The organism is uncultured Marinobacter sp., from assembly GCF_947259545.1.
GTDB lineage: Bacteria > Pseudomonadota > Gammaproteobacteria > Pseudomonadales > Oleiphilaceae > Marinobacter.
On sequence record NZ_CAMYMK010000009.1, the window covers coordinates 125,490 to 137,231 of the forward strand.

The following is an 11,742-nucleotide window of genomic DNA, read 5'->3' on the forward strand; positions in this document are numbered from 1 at the left end:
GAACCAGCCCCAGGCCGCCATGTCACCGCTGCCCTTATCAGACCGTGCCCGCATCATGGGCCGCTGGTCGCTGTTTGCCACGCTGCTTGCAGTAGTGGTTATTATGTTAGGCGCCTGGACCCGGCTGGTGGATGCGGGGCTGGGTTGTCCGGACTGGCCCGGCTGTTATGGTTTCCTGTCGGTACCGCAGAGCACCGAGAGCATTGCCATTGCCAACGCCCGTTTCCCGGAGACGCCGGTGGATGTCGCCAAGGGCTGGCCGGAGATGATCCACCGTTATGCCGCCGGCACCCTGGGACTGGTGGTGTTCGGGTTGGCAGCCTACGCCATTCGCCACCGTCGGGAAGGCCTGCCGTTGAAACTGCCTGCTTTCATCGCCGCTTTCATCGTCCTTCAGGGCGCGTTTGGAATGTGGACCGTGACCCTGAAACTCTGGCCCCAGGTGGTTGCCCTGCACTTGCTGGGTGGCTTCACCACGCTCAGTGCGCTCACCCTGTTGACCTTGCGATTACGTGCGAGACATAAAGCGCCGTCCGACCGCCTTTCGCTGGCCGGGTTCAGCCGTTTCCGTCCATGGCTCTATGGTGGCCTGGCCCTGGTGATCCTGCAGATCGCCCTGGGCGCCTGGACGGCGTCCAACTATGCCGCCGTTGCCTGTCCGGAGCTGCCGACCTGTCAGGGTGAATGGTGGCCAGCCGATATGGACTTCCGGCACGGATTCGACATAACCCAGCACGTAGGCCCCAACTACCTGGGTGGTCAGTTGACGGCGGATGGTCGGGTGGCCATTCACGTTACCCATCGTCTGGGAGCCCTGATCCTGTTGGGGTACTTTACCGTGCTGCTGGGACTGATGTGGCGGCAGGCCCGCGAGACCGAGATGGCCAGGCACGTAAAGCTGGTTGTCCTGGTGCTGGCCGCCCAGATTACCCTGGGGATTATCAATGTGGCCTTCCATATTCCCCTCTCTATTGCCGTGGCTCACAACGCCATGGGTGCAGGCCTGCTGCTGTCAGTGATCAACCTGCTGTGGCGCCTGCATGAACAACCGCAATCACACGTGGCAAGCAGCCAACACACAACAACAATGAACCGAGAGGTGACGGCATGAGCGAGCATGTGAAAACACTGCCGGCCCACAGCGCTGGGAATCACGCAGATACGCGGACAGAAGCGTCCATTTCCTGGCGGGATTTCCTGGAGTTGACCAAGCCCCGGGTGGTGGCGCTTATGATCCTGACCTCGGTGATCGGCATGTTGCTGGCCGCACCGGGTGTCCCGGGTTGGGAAGTATTGGTTTATGGAAATCTTGGCATCGCCCTTCTTGCCGGCGCCGCTGCAGTGGTGAACCATGTGGTTGATCAGAAGATCGACACGGTAATGGCCCGTACCCGTAAGCGCCCGGTTGCCACCGGGAAAATCAGTCCGTTGGATGCCATGGGCTTCGCAACCCTGCTGGCCGCTGCCGGTATGGGCATTCTCGTGTGGCAGGTCAATGCTCTGACCGCCTGGCTGACCCTGGCCTCCCTGGTCGGATATGCCGGTGTCTATACCCTGTTCCTCAAGCGCGCAACGCCTCAGAATATTGTCATCGGCGGCCTCGCAGGTGCCATGCCCCCGCTGCTGGGCTGGACCGCCGTCACCGGGCAGGTAGAGGGCCATGCCCTGCTGCTGGTACTGATCATCTTCGCCTGGACACCACCGCATTTCTGGGCCCTGGCCATCCATCGCAAGGAAGAATACGCCAAGGCCGGCATTCCAATGCTGCCGGTCACCCACGGCAACAAGTACACTGAGCTGCACATCGTGCTCTACACCTTCATGCTGCTGGCGGTCAGCCTGTTGCCGTTCGTCACCGGCATGTCCGGAGGTATCTACCTGGTGGGTGCGCTGGCGTTGGGCCTGCGTTTCCTGCAGTATTCCTTGCGCCTGCTGCGGGGGGACGATCGTCGTGTCGCCCTCAAGACCTTCAAGTATTCCATCACCTATCTGATGGCCCTGTTTGTGGTACTGCTGGTAGACCACTTCGTGTTTTTCTGAGTAACTGTTTGATGGAGACTGCATGAACCGCTCGATTCGCCTGACCCTCATTATCCTGCTGCTGGTAGTGATATTGATATTCGGTCTTGTGGTCGGGCGGCAGATGTATCTGGCTGGCGACCGGGCGCCTGCACCCGCCCCCGAACTCGCCGAACTCAACACCTACGTTTACGATCAGGGTCGGCCCTTGCCGGAATTCAAGTTGCTTGATGAGAACGGTGACACGGTTACCCGTGACGATCTGAAGGGGCGCTGGACCTTTGCCTTCGTCGGCTACACCAACTGTCCCGATATCTGCCCTGCTGCCATGGCGAACCTGAGGCGCACCGACAATCTACTGCCGGATGACCTGCCCCAGCCTGATTATCTGCTGATCAGTGCGGACCCCGAGCACGACACGCCCGAACAGTTGAAGCGGTATCTGGATTTCTTCGGCAAAGACTTCCACGGGCTGACAGGAGACCTGGAAACGTTGCGGGCGATCGCCAAAAGCCTCAACGCCGTTTTCGTTCACCGGGAAGTGGACGGTGAGCTGCTGGTTGATCACAGCGGCCACTTTGCCTTGCTGAATCCCGACGGCGAAATGATCGCGGTGATCCAGCCACCACACAAACCCGAAGACCTGGCCGAGGCCTTTGAACGAATCTATGAGTGGGCCAGGGCTAACCACGCCCGCGCAAGTTAATAACGCTTGCCCCCTGACTTCGTAAGTGTTGTGGCTTAAACTGCGCTCCTGTTTTTGCCAGGGATGTCTGCCATGTCCGTATCTCGCCAGAGCTGCACGTCACGTCAGGAACTGTATACGGTCCTCGCTGCCGGCGCGGTGGTTCTTCTTGTTGTCCATGGCCTGGGCCGGTTCATCTACACACCGCTGTTGCCCTACCTGGTGGACGACGGCCAGTTCGGCGCAGGAGAAGGCGCGGCCATTGCGACCTGGAACTACCTTGGCTACCTGATGGGCGCCATGGTGGCGATCCGCTGGCATCGGATTGACCAGATTCGCACCCTGCTTCCGGTCTCACTGGCAATACACGTTGCCACCACCCTGGTCGTGACCCAGACCGACCACCTGATCGTGATCTCCGGTGCCCGCTGGCTGAACGGCGTGGCCAATGGCATCGTCTTCGTACAGGCGCCGGCGCTGATCCTGGAATGGCTGGTGCTACGTAATCGCGCCTCCATGAGCGGACTGGTCTACATCGGCGTGGGCCTCGGCCTGCTGCTGTCCAGTGGTCTGGTCACCGGCAGTGCCGACTGGCTTGAGGGCGCTGAACGCTGGTGGCCAGCCGCCCTGTTGTCGATCCCCCTGGCCTGGTGGGGCGCGGCACGCCTGATGAAGCTGGACGTACCGGTTCGCCAGCACGAAAATAACCACAACGCCGGACCCACCACCAGTCCCCTGTTCGACCGCGCCAGTATTCCGCTGTTCCTGTCCTACGCCGGTGCCGGTCTTGGCTACATCCTGCCGATGACCTTCCTGCCGTTGCTGGCAAAATTGGAGCTGGCGGCCGGCCATTGGCTGTTGAACGGAACCTGGCTGATTGTCGCCCTGACCACCATTCCCGCCCCCTGGATCTGGAACAAGCTGGGCGCCAGAATCGGTGACCTGCCGGCCCTGAAACTGAACTTCATGATCCAGCTGATGGGTGTTCTGGCGGCTGTCGTTCTGCCCGGCGAGATCGGCCTGATCCTCTGCGCCGCCCTGGTCGGCAGCACCTTCCTCGGCACTGTACTGCTGACCCAGCGCATCGGCCGCGCACTTCATCCTCATCAGGGTCCCCGACTCTCCGCGGCCATGGTGGCACTCTATGGCTTCACCCAGATGGTCGGTCCCTGGCTGACCAAGCAGTGGCTGGATGGCGGCGGCACCCTGGTCAGTGCGTTCGGCATTGGCGTGGCGGCCCTGGCCTTCGGGCTGGTTTTTGTGTTTTTTGTGCCTCGGTCTGAGTAGGGAGTCTGGGTTCTTTTCAGGATTGAGGGTTGTGGGGATTGATCGGGGTGGAGGGGGTATTTTTCCTTGGAAATGGAACTCGCTTCGCTCAGACACCCATGTTCCGGCGGAAAAATACCCCCTCCACCCCGCTCTAGCTGACCACAGCGATATCTCTGGTTAAAGACAGAACGAAAAGCTCGTTCGGAGCGGCTTCGGACCAGGCCCGAAAAGCCTCTCCCGGACAAACCCAAGCCGAACCATGGTATGTTGAAAACGACAACTGGAATAACGGTTGGGTATGGGGGTGGTATCTATTTTTTGGCGGACAAAGGTGTCTGAGCGAAGCGAGTTCTTTTCCGCCAAAAAATAGATACCACCCCCGTGCCCTCCCCCAGACCAAAGAAGTCCTATACAAAGCCAAAAACATGCTCCCGATAGACCAAATCCTCCCCGAGCTAACCGAAACCCTGGCGAACTCCACCACCGCCCTGTTACAGGCCCCACCCGGTGCCGGTAAAACCACCCGTGTACCAGTGGCATTGCTGGAAGCCCCCTGGCGGGAGGGCCGCAGGATTCTGATGCTTGAACCAAGGCGACTGGCAGCAAGATCGGCGGCACGGTTCATGGCCGGACAGCTCGGGGAGAAGCCGGGGCAGACCGTCGGGTATCGCACGCGGCTGGATACCCGGATATCGGCGCAGACGCGCATTGAGGTCGTGACCGAAGGCATCCTGACCCGGCTGATTCAGCGGGACCCGATGCTGGAAGACTATGCCGCCGTGTTGTTCGATGAATTCCATGAGCGGTCCCTGCAGGCAGATCTGGGACTGGCGCTGGTGCGGGAATCCCAGCAGGCCTTGCGGGAGGACCTGCGGGTGCTGGTAATGTCGGCGACGCTGGATACTGCGCCCCTGGCCCGGGTCTTGGGGGACGTGCCGGTAATCACCAGTGAAGGGCGGGCGTTCGATGTGGAGGTGCTGTATCGACCGTCGCCAAGGAACGCCCGGATTGCGGACCAGGTTACCGCCGTGATCCACGAAGCCCTGCGGGATCAGAGTGGTTCGTTACTGGTATTCCTGCCCGGCGCGGGTGAGATCCGGCGCGTGGAACAGCAATTGCGGGGACAGGTGGCGAAGCACGTAGTGATTGCCCCGCTGTACGGTAACCTCAAATCCGACGAGCAGGATCGGGCCATTGCGCCGGCTGCGGCGGGACAACGCAAAGTGGTGCTGGCCACGGCCATTGCCGAGACCAGTCTGACCATTGATGGTATTCGTGTGGTGATCGACAGTGGCCAGCAGAGGCGGGCCGTGTTCGACCCGAACAGTGGCATGACCCGGCTGATGACCGGTCGTGTATCGAAGGCGTCTGCTGAACAGCGCAAAGGGCGCGCCGGGCGGCTGGAGCCCGGGGTGTGTTACCGGCTGTGGAGTGAATCCGAGCAATTCGGCCTGGCGGATTTCACGCCGCCGGAGATACAGGAAGCGGACCTGGCACCCTTGGTGCTGGAGCTGGCGCAGTGGGGCGCGCGCTCCCCGGATCAGCTGGACTGGATTGATCTGCCGCCTGCTTCACACTGGCAACAGGCGGTGGAACTGCTGCAATGGCTGGACATGCTGGATGCCGAAGGGGCTATTACCGAACACGGCAAGGCGGTCCGCGAAATGGGCGTTCATCCCCGGCTGGCTCACATGATTCTTCGAGGCCGTACCATTGGTCATGGCTATCTTGCCGCAGAGCTGGCGGCCCTGCTGGAGGAGCGAGACCTGGCTGGGCGATCGGCCGGGGCGGACATGCAGGAGCGGGTGCGGATACTTCGGGGTGAGGGGGCTGGCCATGGTATTGATATCGCCAGGGTGAAGACCGTTGGTAAGTCGGTTGCGCGTTTGACGGGTGGTCTGGACCGGCCAGCCGAAATGCCCACCGATGATGACGTGGGCCGTCTGCTGGCTCTGGCTTACCCGGACCGGGTGGCCCGTAAGCGACGTGGCGATGCTCCGCGTTATCAGCTCAGCAATGGCCGCGGTGCAGTCCTCCGTGACGACGACCCGCTGGCCCGTCACCAGTGGCTTGCCACGGCTGAGCTCGATGGCAAGGCCAGGGAAGCGACAATCTACCTCGCGGCACCGGTTGATCCCGCGCTGCTGGAGCAGGACCTCGCCAGTCACATCCATGAACGGGAGGAGGCTGTCTGGGACGACAGCCGGGGAACCGTGGTGGCCCGCCGTGTCAGAAAGCTGGGTGAACTGATTCTGGAAGAAACGGCCTTGCCAGCCCCGTCCGCGGAACTGGTGCAGCAGGGGCTGCTGGCGGCAGTGCGTAAAAAGGGACTGCAAAGCCTGCCCTGGACACCGGCGGCGGAACAGTGGCTCGCCCGGGTTGCGCTGATGGCGAGCTGTTTTCCCGGCGACTGGCCGGACGTCGGCGAGCGCTGGTTGCTGGATCACCTGGAAACCTGGCTGGCTCCTTTCCTGGCGGGAATGAGTCGCTGGCGCGATCTGGAAAAGCTCAACCTGAAACAGGCCCTTGCCAGCCTGCTGGATTATCCGCAACAACAGGCGCTGGAGGAACTGACCCCAACGCGCCTGACCATTCCCACAGGCCAGTCGGTTTCACTGGACTACACGGCGGAAAACGGACCGGTGTTGGCGGCCAAGCTCCAGGCCCTGTTTGGCTGGACTGAGACGCCGACCGTGGCCGGCGGTCGGGTACCCGTGGTTATCCATCTGCTTTCTCCGGCCCAGCGTCCTCTGGCGGTGACGGCCGACCTGGCCAGCTTCTGGCGTAATGCCTATCCGGAGGTTCGCAAGGACATGCGCGGGCGCTACCCCAAACATCCCTGGCCGGAAGACCCGCTTAGTGCCGAGGCGAGTCAGGGAACGAAAAAACGCCCTGCTCGCTGATCCGGCCGGTGACCAGAGATTCGGGAATGGTCTCGAAATAGATGTTCCGGGGGGTAATCCAGTCGCCTTCCGGCGCGTTTAATTCGCTGACGGGCATCTCTTCCAGGGTTATCTCATCGCTGGTCTGGTCGCTGTGCCGGAAGCTGTCTCCCAGCACCCAGAACGGCTTCTTGTGAGCACGCGCGGCCAGGGCGAGCAGTCGTGTGCCGCTCTTGTTGATGAAATGCCCATCCGCCAGCCAGGTATCACTTCCGGTGATCACCACATCGGCCTGCGGCACAAACAAGCCCATCTGGGCATCGGTGATCAGGGTAACCGGCACGTTCATATCGTTCAGGGCCCGCGCGAGCTGATGTCCCTCAAAGCCGGGACTGCTCTGGGTGCAGATCACCGAAAAGCGATGCTGCTCCCGCAACAGCAACCGAAACAGTTCCAGCACCACCGAGCTGGCACTGTGGGTCATAATCACTGTGTTGGCTGGAATCAGTCGGTGCGCATGCTGCGCTATGGCAGCACTGGCGTTTTCCAGTGCCCGGGCAACCCGGTTTACTGCCGCCACAGGTTTCTCCCCGCCGGCCAGTTGTGACGCCACTCTGGACAGGGCATTACTGATCACAATCATGCTGGGACGGGCGTTGCGGAGCTCACTGACCAGGGCTGCCAGGTCATCACGGTTGGCCTCTTCCGCGTACACCGCCAGATCCCTGAGGGTCTTCAGCGCCAGTGCCGTGGCTCCGGACTGGTGATCCTCCCGGAGCCTGCTCAGTATTCGGTTTGCTCTGTTATCAAAATCGGGCATGGCATCTATCCCGTGTGTTTGAGATCAGGGTAGCAGTGGTCATGGGGGCTGTCCTCAGGGAGCACTCGAATTCCCTGTTGATGCTGTCAAAAACAACTTGCCAACCTCCGGGTGCTGTATAAAATGCAACCAACATAACCATGCACCCAATCCACATGAAACTGGTTTCCTTTGATATTTTCCGAACCCTCGGCTTCCCCAACACCACCACCCTCAAGCCCGAGCAGTTCCTGGCCCACAAGGAACTCCTGAAAGAGGCGGACTGGGTGTTGTTCCCGGAATACTGGCAACTCAATGCCCTGGTGCATGGTCTCAAGTGCCGGGTATTTCCAAGCATTGCCAGCTATCGCATCGGTCACGACAAGGTGGAGATGACCCGGGCATTTCAGACCATAGCGCCGGAGCATACGCCGTGGACCATGATCGAAGCCAACGGCCCGCAGGAGCGGGAACTGATCTGGGACGCGATGGTGCATCCCTTTGTGGCCAAGCTGCCGAAAGCCAGCATGGGCGAAGGGGTCTGGCTGATTGAAACGCGGGAAGACTGGCACCGCTACTGCGAACGGACCGATGTGCTGTACGCACAGGAATACCTGCCTCTGGACCGGGACGCGCGGGTGGTGGTTGTCGGCGACCGGGTTTTGACCGCCTACTGGCGAACTCAGGCAGATCAGGGGTTTTACAATAACGTTGCCCGGGGCGGCCGTATTGATACCAGCCCGGTACCTTCGGTGATGACGGATCTGGCGCTGCGTCTGGCGAAAGAGCTGGAGGTGGACCACGCCGGTTTCGACATCGCCCTGGTGGAGGGCTATCCCTATGTCCTGGAGTTTAACCGGTTGTTTGGCAACCAGGGCCTGGGTCAGGGCTGCGAGTTACAGCAAGCCATTCTCGATTACCTGCATCACCAGACCGAGCCGAAGGATCCGGATGGCCCAACCGATCCGACACCACTCTGGCCCGTGGCAGTCTAGGCCCATCACACGTTAGAAAAAGTCGCCCTGTTATGGGTAGATATGCGCATATCCGGACTTGGGGAAAAGCCCGATGATCGCGCCAATACCGGGGGGCTGCAGCCAGGCTGTAGCGCCCCTTTTTTATGCCTGTTTGCCTACTGGAGGGAAACACCACCCATGACCGAGTCTGCCCACGCTCACATCGCCGATTACTACGACGCCGAGACCTTTGCCCGTATCAAGGCATTTGCCGATACCAAAGAAACCCCGTGCGTGGTGATCGACACCGCCACCATCGACCGTCAGTACAACGAACTGGTGGAAGGTTTTCCGTACGCCAACGTTTACTATGCGGTAAAGGCCAATCCGGCGCCGCAGGTTCTGACCATGCTGCGTGATAAGGGGGCCAGTTTCGACATCGCCTCGGTGTATGAGCTGGACAAGGTCATGGCGCTGGGCGTGACCGGTGATCGCATCAGCTACGGCAACACCATCAAGAAGGCCCGGGACATCCGTACCTTCTACGAGAAGGGTGTGCGCCTGTTTGCTACCGATTCCGAAGCGGACCTGCGTAATATTGCCAAGGCCGCCCCGGGCTCGAAGGTGTATGTGCGTATCCTGACGGAAGGCACGCTGACGGCGGACTGGCCGTTGTCCCGCAAGTTTGGCTGCCAGACCGACATGGCCATGGACCTGCTGATTCTGGCCCGTGATCTGGGACTGGTGCCCTACGGTGTGTCTTTCCACGTGGGCTCCCAGCAGCGTGAAATCGGCGCCTGGGACGCCGCCCTGGGTAAGGTAAAGGTCATCTTTGAACGCCTGAAGGAAGAAGACGGCATTGAGCTTCAGATGATCAACATGGGCGGAGGATTTCCGGCGAATTACATTACCCGCACCAACGAGTTGAAGGTATATGCGGAAGAAATCGCCCGATTTCTGCAGGAAGATTTTGGTGACGACCTGCCCGAAATTATTATCGAGCCCGGCCGTTCGCTGATTTCCAATGCCGGTGTGCTGGTGAGTGAAGTGGTGCTGATTTCCCGTAAATCACGGACCGCCCTGCACCGCTGGGTCTATACCGATGTGGGCAAGTTTTCGGGCCTGATCGAGACACTCGACGAGTCCATCAAGTTTCCGATCTGGACCGAGAAGGTGGGCGAAGGCGAAGACTGCGTCATCGCCGGCCCCACCTGCGACAGCGCGGATATCATGTATGAGCATCACAAGTATCCGCTGCCTTTGAATCTGGCGATTGGCGACCGGATGTATTGGCTTTCTACAGGTGCCTACACAACGACCTACAGCGCGGTGGAGTTCAACGGTTTTCCCCCGCTAAAAGACTATTACATCTGACCGGGAGTTTGTCCGCGGGGCGGGGTGTCTTTTCCTCGGGGAAAAATAACTCGCTTTGCTCAGACATCTTTTTCCCGGCGGAAAAGACACCCCGCCCCACGGCCTTTCGGCCATTGGTGATGGAGTCCTTTTGCAAGGATCAGCTTTCGGGCTGGTCCTTTTTTCGTTTCAGATCCAGGGTGAAAGCCAGAGGGAGGACCAGGACGCTGTAGGCGACGATGGTGAGGATGGCGTGGCGGGCATCGCCGGTCCAGTCGGCCAACAGGCCTCCCAGCATCGGAACGGAGAAGGCCATGGTGTAGCCGACCAGGAAGGTGCCGGCAGAGAGGCGGCCGGTTTCCTGTGACGCGGTGACCAGCGGTGGCACGGCGACCAGCAAAATTAGCAGGATGCCGGCAGTGAGGCTCATAAGAGTGGCACTGGCGATGGTCCACCAGCCGGTGAAGGTGATGGCGCCCAGGGTGCCGATAATGCTCAGGGTGGCAGTGATGATGATCGCGGAGCGGCGCCCTACCCAGACTCTGGCCATCTTGAGCATGATCAGGGAGGCGAAGACCTGGGCGATGTTGTACCAGAACAGGGCGTCGGCGAGTTTGTTGAACTGGCCTTGTCGTTCCAGCAGGTTGCCCATGTAGGCATTGAGACCGAAGAACATGGAACCGGAGAGGCCGAGGAGCAGGCCAACCTTCAGGGTCAGCGGGTTGCTCCAGTCTGGTAGCCAGGCGACTTTGCCCACTGGTTTTGCCCGGTCTCTTTTGGGCAGGTACAAGGTAGCAGCGACGAGAAGGGCTGGAAGTGACCAAGCCAGCATAGTGGCACGCCAACTGTTGTCCAGCAGCGGCATCAGCACCGGTAAGGTAATCCCCGCCCCAATAAATTCGCCCATCAACATGCCATTCATGTAGATGGCAGAACCCAGGGCCAGGTGATGGGGTTCCAGCCAGCGCGGCAGCAGTGCGGGCAGGGCCGGTTGCATCATTGCGACCCCCAGGCCCATGACGGCGCTGGCGAGCATCAGGGTGAAGGTGTCCGGCACCAGACCCCGCCCGGCGGAGCCAATGACCATGATCAGCATGGCCAGCGCCAGGGTATTGCGCGGACCGATGCGGGCGATGGCCAGGGATCCGGGCATGGAACCGATGGCCAGCATCAGGATGGGCAAGGTGGTCAGGGCCCCGGTCAGTGCCTGGGACAGGGCCAGTTCGTCACTGATGAAGGGGGCCAGTGGCGGGGCGACGAGTATCGGTATGCGCAGGTATACGCCGGCGAGCCAAAGCAGCACCTCCACCGGAAGCAGCTTTGCCTGCGGTGGCGGTGTGGTAGTGCCCGAGAGTTCAGCCACGGTGGCGGGGCTTAAACGTCGCTGGTATCCAGAGTGTAAGCACCGTCTTCGTCATGGACTTCGCGGCCGGTGACGGGCGGGTTGAAGGCGCAGATCAGGCGCATGTCTTCGGTTCCGCCGCGGAGGGTATGGGGGTCGTTCTTGTCCAGTGCGTACAGAGTGCCGTCGGAAATCTCGTGGGTTTCGCCGGTTTCCTTGTCCAGGATGGTGCCGTTGCCGGCGACGCAATACACGGCTTCAAGGTGATTTTTATACCAAAGGTTCAGCTCGGCCCCGGCAGGGATAATGGTCTCGTGGAATGAAAAGCCCATGCCGTCTTTCTTGAGCAGCATGCGGCGACTGGTCCAGCCCGGCCCGGTTACTTCGCGTTCAGTGCCGATGATGTCCTCAACTCGTACAATTTTCATAATTATCCC

At 60.6% G+C, this 11,742-nt stretch carries 10 protein-coding genes; 7 read left to right on the forward strand and 3 right to left on the reverse strand.

What is annotated here, in order from left to right; genetic code table 11:
- Window positions 1–55 precede the first annotated feature (55 nt).
- From Q0Y21_RS15305 to hrpB, 5 genes are all read left to right on the forward strand, one after another.
- Window positions 56–1,111, forward strand: coding sequence for a COX15/CtaA family protein (locus Q0Y21_RS15305; RefSeq protein ID WP_297797823.1), 1,056 nt, complete (start codon window positions 56–58; stop codon window positions 1,109–1,111).
- Window positions 1,108–2,040 (forward strand): heme o synthase, encoded by a 933-nt coding sequence (gene cyoE / locus Q0Y21_RS15310; protein WP_297797360.1) that lies wholly within the window; start codon window positions 1,108–1,110, stop codon window positions 2,038–2,040. The genes Q0Y21_RS15305 and cyoE overlap by 4 nt, the downstream gene beginning before the upstream one ends.
- Before the next feature lie 22 nt (window positions 2,041–2,062).
- Window positions 2,063–2,725, forward strand: coding sequence for an SCO family protein (locus tag Q0Y21_RS15315; RefSeq protein WP_297797362.1), 663 nt, complete (start codon window positions 2,063–2,065; stop codon window positions 2,723–2,725).
- A gap of 72 nt (window positions 2,726–2,797) precedes the next feature.
- Window positions 2,798–3,991: a YbfB/YjiJ family MFS transporter gene (locus tag Q0Y21_RS15320; protein WP_297797364.1), complete on the forward strand. Its 1,194-nt coding sequence runs from the start codon at window positions 2,798–2,800 to the stop codon at window positions 3,989–3,991.
- A 407-nt stretch (window positions 3,992–4,398) separates the two neighbouring features.
- On the forward strand, window positions 4,399–6,876 hold the full coding sequence (hrpB, locus tag Q0Y21_RS15325) for an ATP-dependent helicase HrpB (protein WP_297797366.1): 2,478 nt from the start codon (window positions 4,399–4,401) through the stop codon (window positions 6,874–6,876).
- Here hrpB and Q0Y21_RS15330 read toward each other — a convergent pair.
- Complete coding sequence (locus Q0Y21_RS15330) at window positions 6,830–7,675, reverse strand: initiation factor 2B (RefSeq protein WP_297797368.1); 846 nt, start codon at window positions 7,673–7,675, stop codon at window positions 6,830–6,832. The genes hrpB and Q0Y21_RS15330 overlap by 47 nt on opposite strands.
- A 155-nt stretch (window positions 7,676–7,830) precedes the next feature.
- On the opposite strand from Q0Y21_RS15330, the gene Q0Y21_RS15335 reads away from it, so the two are divergent.
- Window positions 7,831–8,649, forward strand: coding sequence for a hypothetical protein (locus Q0Y21_RS15335; protein WP_297797370.1), 819 nt, complete (start codon window positions 7,831–7,833; stop codon window positions 8,647–8,649).
- 159 nt (window positions 8,650–8,808) lie between these two features.
- On the forward strand, window positions 8,809–9,984 hold the full coding sequence (locus Q0Y21_RS15340; protein ID WP_297797372.1) for a type III PLP-dependent enzyme: 1,176 nt from the start codon (window positions 8,809–8,811) through the stop codon (window positions 9,982–9,984).
- A 139-nt stretch (window positions 9,985–10,123) separates the two neighbouring features.
- On the opposite strand, the gene Q0Y21_RS15345 is transcribed toward Q0Y21_RS15340, so the two are convergent.
- Both Q0Y21_RS15345 and Q0Y21_RS15350 read right to left on the reverse strand, forming a co-directional pair.
- A complete protein-coding gene (locus Q0Y21_RS15345; protein WP_297797374.1) occupies window positions 10,124–11,326 on the reverse strand; it encodes an MFS transporter in 1,203 nt (400 codons plus the stop codon).
- 11 nt (window positions 11,327–11,337) lie between these two features.
- Window positions 11,338–11,733 (reverse strand): ectoine synthase, encoded by a 396-nt coding sequence (locus Q0Y21_RS15350; RefSeq protein WP_297797376.1) that lies wholly within the window; start codon window positions 11,731–11,733, stop codon window positions 11,338–11,340.
- Window positions 11,734–11,742: the final 9 nt, after the last annotated feature.